Consider the following 15,423-nt stretch of genomic DNA (forward strand, 5'->3'; position numbering starts at 1 on the left):
TAGCAGAAAGCATCAAACGCCGAGCTTGGTTAATGCGCCTGCCCGACTAACACGCAGGCCTGAGCACAATAAACGGCACCAGTGTACGCATTGTCCGTTTTAGCGAATTAACATTAGACCTTAAAAATGCAGTAACTCTGTCGCCCGTTTTGATATCGGCAGAGGGAAATTAAGCCTTGCCTTCAACGGCAGGCAGTAACTAAAACGCCACGTTTTGAGCTGCCCCCTCCTTATTCGTCAAAAGGTGCTGGCTGACTCAGAACGACAAGTTCAACGCTGTGCCGGTGGCCGGCGTTGGTGAATCGATGAATGCCAGGTGTTGGCGGTGTCAGCAGGGCCGGATGGACGTGACAGCCACCGGAACACGTCCTGCCTCCGCCACGTACTCAACGCCCTATTGGCCGGGTCGGCGATGACGCCTTCCCGGCTTGACGCGTCAGCATAGCTATGCGCCGAGCACAAGCACGCAGCAACCAGCGGTTCGCCTACGTCACCCCATAGGCAGTTCGCCGGTACGCAACGCTATGCGAGACACTATGAAACGGATGCTTATTAATGCGACCCAGCCCGAAGAGCTGCGTGTCGCTTTAGTTGATGGACAACGTCTGTACGATCTGGATATCGAGTCAGGCGCTCGAGAACAGAAAAAAGCCAATATCTATCGCGGTAAAATTACCCGCGTAGAACCCTCCCTTGAAGCTGCTTTTGTCGACTATGGCGCAGACCGTCACGGCTTCCTGCCGCTTAAAGAGATTTCCCGTGAGTACTTTGTAAAAGATGTTTCGGGCCGCCCGAGCATTAAAGAAGTGCTTAAAGAGGGTCAGGAAGTCATCGTTCAGGTGGACAAAGAGGAGCGTGGCAATAAAGGCGCTGCGCTAACGACGTTTGTTAGCCTCGCTGGTCGCTTCTTGGTGCTAATGCCCAACAACCCGCGCGCGGGTGGCATTTCACGGCGCATTGAAGGTGACGAACGCAGCCAGTTGAAAGACGCCATGGGCCAGCTTACCGTGCCCGACAAAATGGGGCTGATCGTGCGCACTGCAGGCATTGGCCGCAATCCGGAAGAATTACAGTGGGATTTGGATTACCTGGTTCAAGTATGGGAGTCAATTACCACCGAAGCCGCCAAGCGCGCTGCACCGTTTTTGATCTACCGTGAATCTAACGTCATCATCCGCGCCATGCGCGATTACTTACGTCAGGACATCGGCGAAGTATTGATCGACAGCCCCGAGATTCATGCAGAAGCGCTGGGCTTTATTCGCCAGGTCATGCCCTCTTATCAGCAGAAGATCAAACTCTACGCGGATGAAGTACCGCTTTTCTCCCGCTTTCAGATCGAATCGCAAATCGAGACGGCCTATCAGCGCGAAGTGAAGCTGCCTTCGGGTGGGTCGATTGTTATCGATCACACCGAAGCACTGGTCTCAATCGATATCAACTCCGCCCGCGCTACCCGTGGTAGCGATATCGAAGAAACCGCCCTACAAACGAACTCTGAAGCCGCCGACGAAATTGCTCGTCAGCTACGCCTGCGCGACATTGGTGGCTTAGTGGTTATTGACTTTATCGACATGGGGCCTGCGCGCAACCAGCGTGAAGTTGAAAACCGCATGCGCGATGCCCTCAAGCTTGACCGCGCACGAGTGCAAATTGGCCGTATCTCTCGCTTTGGCCTGATGGAAATGTCACGCCAGCGCCTGCGCCCATCGCTGGGTGAAACCAGCGGCGTGGTATGCCCGCGCTGTAATGGTCAAGGCACCATTCGTGACGTGCGTTCGCTCTCGCTCTCCATCATGCGCCTGATTGAAGAAGAGGCGATGAAAGAGAATAGCGCGCAGATTCGCGCCATTCTGCCGGTGCCTGTCGCCACTTACCTGCTTAATGAAAAACGCAGCGTGCTGGCTGACCTTGAGTCCCGCCAGGGCGTACGCGTCGTCCTGCTGCCTAATCCCGATATGGATACGCCGCACTACGACGTTCAACGCCTGCGCGATGACCACTTAGATGAGGACGACACTCAAAGCCTCTCAAGCTTCGAGCTTTCCACCGATACTGAAGTCGGCAAAGAGCCGACGCCTAGCTTCGTGCCGCCCGCTCAACGCGCCGAAGCAGCGGTTAAAAGCGTTACCCACAACGCGCCCGCTCCCGCATCGTTACAAACCGAAGAGAAGGCGCCTGCCGCTTCTCCCGCGCCTGTAGCGAAATCAGCGCCAGCGTCCAGCGAGCAACCCAGCGTGATCGGTCGCTTTATGCGCGGCTTTGCTAAATTGCTGGGCGGCGACGACACCCCGGCTGAACCCACGCCTACGCCGAAAGCTGAAACCCCAGCACCGCGTAGACAGAGCGAGCGTAAATCTAATCAGCGCAGCAGCGAATCGCGGCAACGCTCCTCACGCCCCGAGCGTGGCGACAACGCTAGCCGAAACGAGCAGCGCAACGACAGCAATAACCGAACTGAGCAGAAAGCTGAGCAAAAAATCGAACAGCGCAGCAGCACGCCGCGCCCGGCCAGCGATGATAGTAATGATAAGCGCAGTGGCCCTAGCCGCACACGCAATCGTCGTCGTCATCCTCTGCAAGATGATAACAATGCTCAGGAAAACAACAACGCTGTAAAAGATACCAATAGCAACGAGAATGCTGGCAAAGCGGCACTGCAGAAAGAGCCTCGTCGTGACGCTGCGCGCGAAAATCAGCGCGAAGAAGCGGCCAAACAGCCTGTCGATGATGGCAAGCCGAAGCGTACGCGCAACAATCCGCGCAACCGCACACGCACCCAGGCGGTTAATCCTGAGGCAGAAGCTGAGCAGCTAAAACTGCAGGCAGAAGCGCCGAAGGAAACGCCAGCATTAGTAGAAACTTCAGAGTCCGTGGAAGCAGCGCTGCAAACAGCTGAAAATAAGCCTGCACCGGCGACAACTCAGCCCGTCGAAACGACTGAGCAAGCCGATAGTGAGACAACCGCTGATCATCCAGCGGTAGTGAATAGCAAGGCACGCAAATCAACGCATCAGCGTCGCCAACCCAAAGCTGCACCAGGGGCTCATGCTGACAGCGTTCAGGAAGAAACGCCTGCTCAGCAACAAGTGGCTGCTCAACCAGTAGAAGCCGAGGCGAAAACCAGCGATGAGGCGATGGCAACGCCATCTGTGGAAGCAACTGAGACTCAGAAAACTGAGACCGAGGTAACTGAGTTTAATAAGCTCGCAGAAAATGCGCTTAAGCCAGCGCCGACTGAGACTGTATCAACACAGACAGCACCTGAAGCCGCTGAACAGTCCCTAGCGGCTGAAGCTGATGCAGAGCCGACCGAAGCCAAGCAAGTGAGTGTAGACGTTGAAGCAGCAAGCTCAAGCGTTGCTGAGAGCGTCACCGAGACTCAACCTGCCCCGCCGATTGAAGAGCAGTCCAGTGACAAAATGCCGGGTGAAGAGCCTAATCGCGAAGAAGCTAATCACGAAGAGACTAGTCATGAAGAAGCTAAGCGTGAAGAGCTAATGCGCGAGCAACCACAGCCTAGCGAAGCGCCAGCAGTTGAAGCAAAACCTGAGTTGGCTGTAGAGCCTCAGCGCGCTCAGCCGATAGCAAGCGAAGCATCTGTTGAAGCTGCTCCAGAAGCGCTTACAGAAACGATTGCAGAAGCTACTACAGAAGCTCCTCAAGAAGCTGAAAATATGCCTAAACCACGCCGTCGCCGCACCCGTGCGCACAATGATCCGCGTGAAAAGCGCAAGCAAGCACAACAAGACACTCACTCCGAATAAAACGGTTGCGTGTTGTAGTAACAAAAACCCCGCCTAGGCGGGGTTTTTGTCTTTTATAATATGGTGGTAGATTCTATGAATTTATAAGTCGTGGCTCTGGCTCTAACCGCACCCCAAAGCGCGCCTCGACTTTATCGGCGATTGCACTGGCCGTTTTAATTAGCCCCTGACGATCTCCACCACCAAAATGCACCAGTACCAGCGCTTGATGCTGATGCACGCCGAAAGCACCATCTCGCATGCCTTTTAAGCCACACTGGTCAATGAGCCAACCTGCCGCCAATTTGGTTTGGCCTTCCTGTTGTGGAAAATGGGGCATGATGGGGTATATTTTTAGTAGCTGCGCCACCCATTGATCACTGACGAGTGGGTTTTTAAAAAAACTTCCTGCATTAGCCAGCACCTGGGGGTCGGGCAGTTTCTCACGCCGAATGGCACACACCGCTTCAGCCACCTCAAGCGGCGTGGGTGGCTGAGGTAATCGTGCAGCAAGATCGCCATAATTAAGTCGCGGCGTTGGCTGGCGTGATAAACGCAAGACAAGCTGGGTAATCACTACTTTATTGGCCAGAGCGCCTTTAAATACACTGTCACGATAACCAAAGGCGCACTCTTTTGCGCTCAGCCAATACGTATGGCCCGTGGCAAACTCCATCACCTGTACAGCTTGCAGGGTGTCGGCAAGCTCAACGCCATAGGCGCCAATATTTTGCACCGGCGCCGCTCCACAGCAGCCGGGAATTAACGCCAAATTTTCAATTCCCCACAGGCCGCGCTGGACAGTTGCCATCACTAAGTCATGCCAATTAACCCCGGCCCCTACATGGGCATACACACTCCCCTGCTGCCGAGTAAGCCACCACTGCTGCAGAGCGGGCCTCACGACCAAACCCGGCAACTTTTCAGGCAGCAGTACATTGCTACCACCCCCTAACAGGGTCACTGGCCAACCTTTGTGGCGAGCATGGGCAAGCGTAGCGCGCAGTGCAGACAGCGTGCTAGGTGCGACAAAGTACTCTGCTCGGCAAGGTAGCTTCAGCGTATTGGCGGAGGTTAATTCAACGCCTCTATCAATGTTCATGTGTTCAGCCACATCATCAGTCACATTACCGCTCACGCTGAAGATGTTGAATAAGCCCATTTGATGCGGCTTCAATCATATTAATAACGTTTTCAAACCCTTCCTCACCACCATAGTAAGGATCTGGCACTTCAACGCCGGGCGTACCAGCAAAGTCCAAAAACAGGCCAATATACGCCCTGCTATTAGCAGGCTTCAGCTCACGCATGGCGCGTAAATTATCCTGACCCATACCCAGCACATAGTCGAACTCAGTAAAATCCTGCTCACTGAGCTGGCGGGCACGCAGGCCGCTTAAATCAACACCACGCCGCTTTGCTGCCTGCTGGGCGCGCTGATCCGGCGCTTTGCCCACATGCCAATTACCCACGCCACAGGAATCTACTTCCACCTCATTGATCATCCTGGCTCTTTCAAGGGCACGGCGAAAAACACCTTCAGCAGTGGGCGAGCGGCAAATATTTCCCAAACACACAAATAGCACTTTCACTGCAGCGCTCCTCACTTACTGATTAACAATTTGACTGAGCAATTAGCGCCCGAACACGCGCCAGATCTTCAGCCGTATCCACACCCGTCGGGTTTACCTCACAAGCCAACGCCACCTGGATCAAATGGCCATTCTGCAGTGCGCGCAGCTGCTCAAGCTGCTCTAGCTGTTCAAGGCTTGAGGCTGGCCAATCGCGGTAAGCGGCTAAAAAACCGGCGCGGTAAGCATATAAACCAATATGGCGCAGCCAGGCATCCGTTGCCAGCAGCGCGGGCGGTGCTTTGAACTGCTCACGATCCCAGGGAATTGGCGCCCGGGAAAAATAGAGCGCCCGGCCTTGAAGCGTACGCACCACTTTAACCACATTGGGGTTAAACAGGGTGGCGACATCATTGATAGGCTCCGCTAGCGTTGCTATCGACGCCTCAGCGTCATCGGCTAAACGCAGCGCCACCTGATTAATCAATGCGGGGGGAATTAGCGGCTCATCGCCCTGTACATTCACCAATAGTGCGTCACTCGCCAACCCCAGCACATCCGCCACTTCCGCCAAGCGGTCAGTGCCTGAAGGATGATCATCGCGGGTCATAATAACTTCGGCACCATACGACAGCATAGCATCACGAATACGGCTATCATCCGTTGCCACCACGACTCTGCCAGCGTGGCTTTGGCAGGCACGGCGCCATACATGAGCAACCATCGGCTCACCGGCAATATCTAAGAGCGGCTTGCCTGGTAACCGAGTGGAGCCATAACGTGCAGGCACAACGACTGTAAAATCAGGGAAAGCCATCAAGCGCCTCCTGAACGTCCTGGTGAGCGCCCTGGTGAAGTGTGTAGCTTTTCATCGGCATCCATGATGCGTGCTTCTTCCGGCAACATCACCGGAATACCCTCTTGGATAGGATAGGCTAAGCCATCGTAATGACAGCGCAGCTCTTGGGCTTCGCGATCATATTTAAGTTTACCGTTACACAATGGGCAAACTAGCATTGCCAGCAGTTCCTTATCCATACACATATCTCCTTTAGGAAAGTGCTGACAGTCGCGCTGTCAGCCAGTGTTCAAACTCAAGTGGAAGCGTTGCCTCTACATCTAATACCCAGCTATTGGGTGGCGCGAAGTCGTAACACTTCACGGCGTCTTTGGCGGTCATGATAAGCGGGCGAGACTCCGCAAAGTTAAGCGCTTCAGTGCTAAAGCGCTGGTGATCTGCCAATGGGTGCCAATCGCCCGTCACGCCCAGCGCCGTTAACGTGCGAAAGAATCGTTCGGGATGACCAATTCCTGCTACGGCGTGCACCGGCAGGCTAAACGGCAAGGGAGTTAACGGAAATTTTTTGCCGTCTTCCAGGCGGCGCCAGCAGAGCGGCGCTAATTGCATAGTAGTGACAGAGTCAATGGGTAATGGTTGTTGTACGGGCCCATTGACGATCACTGCGTCCACACGCTGTAACCGACTAGGCGACTCGCGCAGCGGCCCGGCAGGCAGGCAGCGGCCATTACCCAGCCCACGGGCACCGTCGATCACTAACAGTTCGACATCCCGAGCCAATGCCAAATGTTGCAAGCCGTCATCACTCAAGATGATATCGCACCCCGCTTCCACCAGCGCCTGAACACCTCGCGCACGCTTAGGATCCGCCACCACTGGCAGTCTGGTTTGTTGCGCCAGCATAAGAGGCTCATCGCCGCTTTCAGCGACGTTAGTGCTGGCAGTTACCATGAGTGGGTATTGCAACGCTTTACCACCGTAACCACGGGTAACAATGCCCGGCGACCACCCTTGCGCCACCAACCTGCGTGCCAACCACGCCACCAGCGGTGATTTCCCAGTCCCGCCTAAGGTTATATTGCCTACTACGATAACCGGCACTGGGGCTTGCCATGAAGCTTTTCTACCGCTTAGGTAGGCCTGCTCACGGCGCGCCATGCCCCACTGATAAAGCGCGCCCAAGGGCACCAACGGCCAGAGCCATTGACTACCTTGATAGGCCCCTCGCAGCCAGCGCTCTGCCAATTTCATTGCACTTCTTGAAACTGTAGCTGATGCAGTGCCGCATAGGCACCATTAGCATCCAGTAGCGCTTGATGGGGCCCCTCTTCAATAATGCGCCCCTGATCCATCACAATAATCCTGTCTGCCCGCTCAATCGTAGATAAGCGGTGCGCAATCACTAAGGTAGTTCGCCCTTCACAAACACGCTCTAGGGCTTTTTGGATATAGCGTTCAGACTCGGTGTCCAGCGCTGAGGTGGCTTCATCAAGCACCAACAGCGGCGCGTCTTTATAGATCGCTCTAGCAATCGCTAACCGTTGACGTTGGCCGCCGGAAAGCATCACACCGTTTTCACCGACAATGGTGGCATAACCATTTGGGAGCTTTTCAATAAATTCATGGGCATAGGCAGCTTCAGCAGCAGCCTTAACGGCGTCGAGATCAGGATTTTCCACTCCGTAGGCGATATTATCGGCAATAGAGGCGTTAAATAGCGTTACCTGTTGAGAGACTAACGCAATCTGCTGACGCAGCGGGCCCAAGGCGTACTCATCAATATCAATACCATCGATCCGGATACTGCCTTCACTGAGACGATAAAAGCGCGGCAACAGGCTAACTAGCGTTGACTTACCGCTCCCAGAGCGGCCCACGATGGCGACGAGCTCCCCGGGCGCCAAGCGAAGATTAATATTGTGTAGCACGTTGGGCTGATCAGCGTCGTAGCGAAAACTGACATTATCGATTTCTACGTCACCGCTTAAACGGTGCGTGATACGCTTACCCTCATCAGGCTCGGGTGCCATATCCAGTAGCCCAAAGAGTTCAGATGCCGCTGCAATTCCTTTTTGGATTTCACCATTAATCTCTGTTAACTGGCGCACGGGTTTAATCATTAACGCGGCGGCGGTAATAAAGGCAACGAACTCTCCTGGGGTCATGTTCGCCATGAGTGAAGGCGCCATCGCCAGCCAGACCAGCATTGCCATTGAGATAGCCACCAGCATCAGTATCACGGGTGAACTGACTGCGCGGGTCATGGCTTCTTTCATACTTTGGCGACGATTCTCTTCACTGACTCGCTCAAAGCGCTGCTTCTCATACGCTTCTGCACCGTGTGTACGCACGACCCGGTAACCGGATAGCGCTTCTGAGGCGATATGCGTTACATCCCCCATGGAGTGCTGAATGCGCTTTGAAATACGTCTAAAGCGTTTACTAACGTAGTTGACCACTAAGGCAATAATCGGTGTCACGCCCAAAAACAGCAGCGTAAGCATCCAATTAGTCCATAGTAGATAGAGGATCAAGCCAACCACAAAGAGGCCTTCGCGAAGAATAATCGTGACCGCCTGAGTGGCGGCCCCGGCGACCTGTTCAACGTGGTAGGTAACCCGCGAGACTAATTGACCGCTTGAGTGGTGGTCAAAAAACCAGCCGGGCAGATGGAGCAGATGGGCAAAAACATCACAACGCAGGGTGTGTATCACGTAACGGCCTACGTAGGACATAAAATAGGTGCTTAAAAAAGTACCTACCCCCCTGGCAGAGAACATAATGATCACAAAGAGTGGCAGAAATAGCCTGAACGCAGCATCGGGGTTTTGTATGCCATCAATCAGGCGCTTCATCATCTCCGCCAGCGCAGTACTCGACGCGGCATAAATGACAAACCCCACCAGCGCCAGCGCAAACGCTCGCCAATGTGGTTTTACGTAACTCAATAACCGTTTATAGATACCCCAGCTTGACTCAGTCACACGCGCTCCTGGCAATAGTGTGCAATGCGGAGGATTCTACCTTATGCCAGCGAGCTTCAACACCGGTTACGTCGACCCGGCAGTGGACGCGTCGTCTGGATCTGAACAGGCTGCTCTGCCTCTAGCCAAAAACGTAGTGCCCCATCATGAGCGGTATTCCATAGACAGCTCTCCTGCTGGCGAAAACGACGCACTACCGGGTCAACCGGATGTTGAAAAGGATTCTCCCGCCCTGCGCTAAAAATGACATGCTCAGGCGCCGCATGGCGCACAAACTGAATCCCCGAACTGGTGGCACTGCCATGGTGCCCTGCTACTAGAACACTTAACGGCGGCTCGACCGCTAATAAAAAGCGGCGCTCAATCTCGGTACTTACGTCGCCGGTAATGAGTAATCGCTGCTGACCAGTGCTTACCTCTAACACACATGAACGATCATTGGCTGAAAACGCATTGGCGCCAGCAGGCGGCCACAGGATGCGGTAATTAACCCCATCACGCTGCCATGCTTGACCGCGCTGGCAGGGGGTAGCGGTGAGAGGCAATTGCTCGCCCAATGGCAACATCCACTGATCGACCTGATGATCAGCCAACAAAGCGCTTACACCCCCCGCATGATCATTATCCGCGTGGCTGACAATCACTTGATCAAACTGTTGGCCCGGTGACCAGAGTGTTTCCAGCGGCATAAAACCGCCACGAAAGCGCGGCCCAGTATCGTAGAGAAGACGATAATTTTCACTACGCAATTCGATCAACTGCCCTTGCCCTACATCGTACACGCTAACGCTTACCGCCCCTTGGGGAGAGTCCTCAGACAACGACCACCAAGGAAGCGTGACGACTAACGTGGCAGAGGCCACCCGCAACCCAGGTAACACGGCAGGCAGCCCCCAGCACAGCGACATCAACAGCAAGGCGAACGCCAATGGGTAGGTGAGTAGTCGGTCTGGCTCCCACAACGGCCACTGTTTCACAGATACCGTTAGCAAGAAGTGGAAAACGCCAAGAGCAACCTCAAACAGCCACCACAACCCATGGCTCAACCACGGTACAGGTGATAACAACCACCCCAGTAGCGCTGTCGGCACCATGATAGAACTCACCCACGGCACGGCTATTAAGTTAATTAACGGTGCGGCGGGGGCCACCCTGCCAAAAGCTATTAGTACCGCGGCAGCCATCAACGGTGCTAACAGCAACTGCGTTCTAACCAGCGCCCAACACCAACCTTTAACTCCCCTTGGGCGCTGGCGCCCTTGCCAGATAATGATTAACCACGCCACCGCCACAAATGATAACCACATGCCAGGACGCCATAAGGCCAAGGGATCAACGATAAGCACCAGACCGAGGGCTAACCACCACCCCTGCCAAGGGCTTGGCGCATGACGCCCACTAAGTACCCAAAGGCCAATCAGCGTCATCACCATCGCCCGCATGGCTGGCGGTGCCATACCGGCAAGCGTGGCATAGCCAACGCAAGCCACCGCAGCACTCCACCATGGCCAAGTTCGCATTCGCCAGTTGGTAGGCGTGGCAAAGCGCGCCGCTAGCTTCGCTAGCAATAGCACGAACGAGGCCACCAGCCCTACATGCAGACCAGAAATCACCACCAAGTGGGTAGTGCCTGTTGCGTTTAATAGCGACCAGTCATCTTGGGTCAACTGTTCGCTATCGCCCAGGGTAAGCGCCGCTAACCAACGTTTCGTGCGCTCGCTAAGCGACTGTTGAGCTAGAAAGTCGAGCGCAAACTGACGTAATGAAGGGGCAGTGGCTGCCATGCGAACAGGTGGTGGCTCTTGTCGCAAATAACCGGTGGCGTGAATACCTTCGCGCCACAGCCACTGTTCAAAGTTGAAGCTACTCGGATTGGCAAAACCACTAGGCGGGCGTAAGCGTAGCGTCATTCGCCACTGCTCACCGGGCTTAAACACGGCATCGCTGTAAGCCGTTACTCGCACCTTGGAAAGCGCTGAACAAGAGGGGCGCTGTGCAGGCCCCGTGCACTTATTGACGTGCAGCAACAAGCGCGTTGCATCGCCCACTGGCTGGGCTGTTAAAACCTTCACTTCGACGGCGAGATCCACGCCGCTTACCCCCGCAGGTAAACGGCTAGTCCATTCGCGCTGCACCCCAACAAATACCCACACTGCAATAAGCAACCAAACCACATGCCGCGGGCACCACACTACTACCAGTAAAAAAGCGACCAAAACACAGCCAAGAAGGAGGTGCGATGTGGTATACGAGATGACGCTATTCCAAGCAAAAACACCCCCAAGTAGAGCCGCTATGGCGGTGGGTATGGCAATACCTAACCGCATACAGCCCTCCTTAGCGACAGTTGATTGCTTGACTAGCATAGCCGAAGGGCAATGCTATATGGATAATAGGCAAAATTGATAAGTAAGAGTATCTGTCATGCCGCGCCGGTTCCTGCAGCGCTACATGCCCAAACCCGACACTATCAGGAAACAGCGCTCGCTGCGTTTTATGGCACCGCTGATTGCAGATCCGGGCTTGTGGCTTTTAACTCGCCGAAGCGTTGCGAATGCGTTTAGCGTGGGCGTCTTTTGCGCCATGCTGCCAATCCCCTTCCAAATGGTGGTAGCAGCCCTGGGCGCGCGTTTAACGCGCTGTAACTTAGCGCTATCGATTGGCTTGGTGTGGATTACCAACCCGTTGACCATGCCGCTGATTTTTTACGGTAATTATCGCATCGGTACGTTCATACTAGGCGCGCCAGTACGGGAAGCACCCTCGCGTATTTCCACGCGCTGGATTGCCGAGCAGATGCACGACATTATGCCGCCATTAATTGTCGGCTCACTGGTCACAGCGATCATTTTAGCCATCGTCGTCAATATAGGTATCCGTCTGATCTGGCGCTGGCACGTCTCCCATAACTGGAAGCGCCGCCGCCTAAAGAGAAGGCAGCGGCGCGCGCGAATTGAAGCAGAGTTTGATGATTGAACTTGATGACTGAGTTAGATGACTGAGCTTGACGATTAGGATTAATGACCAGGCTTGATCATCAGCCTAAATCACTAACGCCCAGGCGTCTGCTCAATCAATTTACCCGCATCCAGCTTCAGGATACGGTCTTGGTGAGCGGCAAGCCCCACGTCATGGGTAACGATCACAAACGCACAGGCACTCTCTTTTGCCAGTTCATCCATGAGCGCCAATATGGTCGCCGCCGTGGTCTGGTCAAGATTACCCGTGGGCTCATCCATCAATACCAAGCTTGGGTCAGTCACCAATGCCCGAGCGATTGCCACCCGCTGACGCTCACCGCCTGAAAGCTCACCCGGCTTATGGTTTGCACGTGGCCCCATGCCTACCCGCTCGAGTATCTGCATGGCGCGCTGCTCGGCCGTTTTTTTCGACTGGCCGCGAATAATCAACGGCAAAGCCGCATTTTCGACCGCAGTAAACTCCGCCAGCAAATGGTGGAATTGGTACACAAAACCAATATAGCGGTTTCTAAAACGACCCAGCGCTGCTTCATTCAAGCCTGACAGCGGCTCACCAGCAATCACCACACTGCCGTTGCTCGGGCGATCAAGACCGCCCAACAGGTTAAGCAGTGTGGTCTTGCCTGAACCAGAACTGCCGACGATGGCAACCCGTTCACCGGCACGCACCTGCAAATTTAACCCATCCAACACCGTTAGGTCTTGGGGGCCTTCGCTGTAAGTTCTGGTCAGCCCCTGGCAGTCAAGCATAATGGCGGCTTCTTGAGGTGTTTCCATGGGCATACTCATTTCTGCATTCTCATGTCGAAAACCGTTATTCATAGCGCAACACATCCGCTGGCTGAACCCTTGCCGCTCGCCAGGCAGGATAAAGCGTTGACAGGAACGTCAGTCCAAACGCTGCTAATACGATGCGAGTAACATCATCCCAGTGCAGGCGAGAAGGCAGGTCACTAATGAAGTAGACACCCGCATCCAGGAACTGAATGCCCAGCACGCTCTCTACCCAGCCGATTAGGTCAGCAATCGTCAGTGCCAACAACACACCGACCGCCACGCCTATCGCTATGCCAATTATCCCGATGGCCATGCCTTGAACAATAAAAATGCCCATAATCGAACGGGGTGTTGCGCCAATGGTACGCAAAATCGCGATATCAGCGCGCTTATCGGTGACTACCATGACCAGCGTAGAGACGATATTAAACGCAGCAACCGCGATAATGACGGTTAACAACAGCGCAATCATGCGCTTTTCCATCTGTATTGCTTGGAATAAATTGCCGTGGGAGAACGTCCAGTCGCTGCCGCTATAACCTGGGCCAAGCTCATTAAGAATCGCTTGGGTTTCACTTCCGGCTACAAATAGATCATCCAGCTCCAGACGTAAGCCACCTACCGTATCGCCCATGCGCGCCAGGGTTTGCATATCTTCAATATTGGCGTAGGCCAAATTGGCATCTAAATCAGCGCCAACGCTGAAAATACCGCTAACGGTAAAACGTTTTAAACGCGGAAATACGCCGGCTGGTGTAATCGAAGCTTCCGGCACCAGTAGCGTCACACGATCACCCACACCGACACCTAAGCTTCGCGCCAGCATTGAACCCAGTACAACGTTCCATTCACCAGGAACAAGGTCTGCAAGCTCGCCTTGACGCATATGCCGACCAATGATCGACACGCGATCCTCCCAATCCGGGTTAATGCCATTCACCATCGCCCCTTGATTGCGCCCAGAAGCGGAGAACATACCCTGCTGCTCAACAAAGGGCGCCGCGCCGATCACTCGCTCGCGCTGCATCAGCTCCTCAGCCAAGGCCTGCCACTCGACCATGCCCTCGCGGGACTCAATTTTGGTGTGCGGCACCATGCCTAAAATGCGCGTGCGTAGCTCATGGTCAAAGCCATTCATCACCGACAACACCAGGATCAGTACAGCGACCCCCAGCATTAACCCCAGCATTGAGGTAAGCGAAATAAACGAAATAAAGTGGTTCCGGCGTTTAGCGCGCACGTAGCGCAGCCCCACCAGAAAAGGCAAACGATCAAGCATGGCGTCATTCCTTATCAATAAGCGCTCATGGTACGGTTTTTTTAGTGTCTCTGCATGTTCAAACGGCCATTAGAGCTACCAGCCTTGTGAGCGTTCAGATTAAAACGTTACGCTTGCAACTTGCCCCGCCACCGCCTACATTGCGCCGATTTACGGCTGCCTCTGGGGCAACCCTCTTTTCCAACTCGACAAAGGCACTCATGACGTTGGCGACTATGACTTATCGTTTGCTCCCCGAATGGTATCCCCAGGATGGCATTCAACTGACTTGGCCGCGCCACGACGGCGACTGGGCACCTCTATTGTCGCGCATTGAAGCCACGCTGGAGCGTATTGTCATTGCCACTGCGCACTATCAGCGTGTGCTTATTTGCGTACCTGATGAGCTTACAAAAGCGCGCTTAGCCGCCACCTTTGATGCCTATGGGGTACCCGCTGAGCAGCTGCTGCTAATTGTCGCACCCACGGATGACACTTGGGCTCGTGACCATGGGCCGATCAGCGTTGTTGATACACAAGGCCAACGGTTAATGCTGGATTACACGTTCACCGGCTGGGGAGGGAAATTTCCCGCTGAGCGCGATAACCAGCTAACTCAGTGGCTTGCCGATGCTGGCATATGGTCCTGCCCGGTGGAGTCGCGCGATTTAGTGCTGGAAGGGGGTGGTATCGAAACCGACGGTGAAGGTACCCTGCTCACCACTCAAGCGTGCCTACTTAACCCTAACCGCAACCCCTCACTTTCCCGTGAACAGGTAGAGTCACAGCTTGCTCAAGATTTTGGCGTTGACCGAGTACTGTGGCTGGCTAATGGCCATTTAGAGGGCGATGACACCGACAGCCACATTGATACGCTGGCGCGCTTTTGTGACCCTGCGACGATTGCCTACGTGCGCTGCGATGATCCTAGCGATCCACACTATCCGGCGTTAGTAGCCATGGAGCAGGAGCTACAGGCTTTCCGGCAGCGTAACGGTGCACCGTATCGGCTTATCGCGCTGCCTTGGCCACAGGCCTGTTTCGACCCTGAAGATGGCCATCGCCTGCCCGCCACCTACGCAAATTTCTTAATCATTAACCAGGCAGTATTGGTGCCTACTTATGGCGACCCTGCGGATGTAACGGCACTGCAAGCACTCGCTGACGCCTTTCCAAACCACACGCTCATTCCAATCGATTGCACCAGTGTGATTCGCCAACACGGCAGCCTGCATTGCCTCACCATGCAGTTGCCTCAGGGTACGCTAGCCCAGGGCACGCTTGCCGCGACCGCTACTTGTTAAGGA

At 54.6% G+C, this 15,423-nt stretch carries 12 protein-coding genes; 3 read left to right on the top strand and 9 right to left on the bottom strand.

Annotated elements, in window-relative coordinates; all coding sequences use genetic code 11:
* The first annotated feature begins 536 nt into the window (after window positions 1-536).
* Entirely contained in the window at window positions 537-3,767 is a 3,231-nt protein-coding gene (gene rne, locus ACQKE4_RS04955) for a ribonuclease E (RefSeq protein ID WP_427387174.1), read from the top strand.
* Between the two features lie 73 nt (window positions 3,768-3,840).
* On the opposite strand, the gene murB is transcribed toward rne, so the two are convergent.
* Genes murB through ACQKE4_RS04990 form a run of 7 tightly spaced genes read right to left on the bottom strand, consistent with a single transcriptional unit; the run spans window position 3,841 to window position 11,427 of the window.
* Window positions 3,841-4,860 carry a UDP-N-acetylmuramate dehydrogenase gene (murB, locus tag ACQKE4_RS04960; protein WP_427387287.1) on the bottom strand — a complete coding sequence of 340 codons (1,020 nt, stop codon included), beginning with the start codon at window positions 4,858-4,860 and terminating at the stop codon, window positions 3,841-3,843.
* A 13-nt stretch (window positions 4,861-4,873) separates the two neighbouring features.
* Entirely contained in the window at window positions 4,874-5,338 is a 465-nt protein-coding gene (locus ACQKE4_RS04965) for a low molecular weight protein-tyrosine-phosphatase (protein ID WP_427387175.1), read from the bottom strand.
* A 22-nt stretch (window positions 5,339-5,360) separates the two neighbouring features.
* Window positions 5,361-6,134 (bottom strand): 3-deoxy-manno-octulosonate cytidylyltransferase, encoded by a 774-nt coding sequence (gene kdsB / locus ACQKE4_RS04970; RefSeq protein ID WP_427387176.1) that lies wholly within the window; start codon window positions 6,132-6,134, stop codon window positions 5,361-5,363.
* A complete protein-coding gene (locus ACQKE4_RS04975; protein ID WP_427387177.1) occupies window positions 6,134-6,355 on the bottom strand; it encodes a Trm112 family protein in 222 nt (73 codons plus the stop codon). Before ACQKE4_RS04975 ends, kdsB begins: the two co-directional genes overlap by 1 nt.
* A 13-nt stretch (window positions 6,356-6,368) precedes the next feature.
* Entirely contained in the window at window positions 6,369-7,367 is a 999-nt protein-coding gene (gene lpxK / locus ACQKE4_RS04980; protein ID WP_427387178.1) for a tetraacyldisaccharide 4'-kinase, read from the bottom strand.
* Window positions 7,364-9,100 (bottom strand): lipid A export permease/ATP-binding protein MsbA, encoded by a 1,737-nt coding sequence (msbA, locus tag ACQKE4_RS04985; RefSeq protein WP_427387179.1) that lies wholly within the window; start codon window positions 9,098-9,100, stop codon window positions 7,364-7,366. The genes lpxK and msbA overlap by 4 nt, the downstream gene beginning before the upstream one ends.
* Before the next feature lie 56 nt (window positions 9,101-9,156).
* Window positions 9,157-11,427, bottom strand: coding sequence for a DNA internalization-related competence protein ComEC/Rec2 (locus ACQKE4_RS04990; protein ID WP_427387180.1), 2,271 nt, complete (start codon window positions 11,425-11,427; stop codon window positions 9,157-9,159).
* A gap of 97 nt (window positions 11,428-11,524) precedes the next feature.
* On the opposite strand from ACQKE4_RS04990, the gene ACQKE4_RS04995 reads away from it, so the two are divergent.
* Window positions 11,525-12,076: a DUF2062 domain-containing protein gene (locus ACQKE4_RS04995; RefSeq protein WP_427387181.1), complete on the top strand. Its 552-nt coding sequence runs from the start codon at window positions 11,525-11,527 to the stop codon at window positions 12,074-12,076.
* A gap of 74 nt (window positions 12,077-12,150) precedes the next feature.
* Here the strand turns inward: ACQKE4_RS04995 and ACQKE4_RS05000 are convergent, their stop codons facing one another.
* On the bottom strand, window positions 12,151-12,858 hold the full coding sequence (locus tag ACQKE4_RS05000; protein ID WP_427387182.1) for an ABC transporter ATP-binding protein: 708 nt from the start codon (window positions 12,856-12,858) through the stop codon (window positions 12,151-12,153).
* Between the two features lie 37 nt (window positions 12,859-12,895).
* The gene (locus tag ACQKE4_RS05005) at window positions 12,896-14,137 is read right to left on the bottom strand and encodes a lipoprotein-releasing ABC transporter permease subunit (protein ID WP_427387183.1); all 1,242 of its coding nucleotides are present in this window, start codon (window positions 14,135-14,137) and stop codon (window positions 12,896-12,898) included.
* Between the two features lie 215 nt (window positions 14,138-14,352).
* Here ACQKE4_RS05005 and ACQKE4_RS05010 point away from each other — a divergent pair, with 215 nt between their 5' ends.
* A complete protein-coding gene (locus ACQKE4_RS05010; RefSeq protein ID WP_427387288.1) occupies window positions 14,353-15,420 on the top strand; it encodes an agmatine deiminase family protein in 1,068 nt (355 codons plus the stop codon).
* Window positions 15,421-15,423: the final 3 nt, after the last annotated feature.

Source organism: Halomonas sp. NPDC076908 (assembly GCF_050269715.1).
Taxonomy (GTDB): Bacteria; Pseudomonadota; Gammaproteobacteria; order Pseudomonadales; family Halomonadaceae; genus Vreelandella.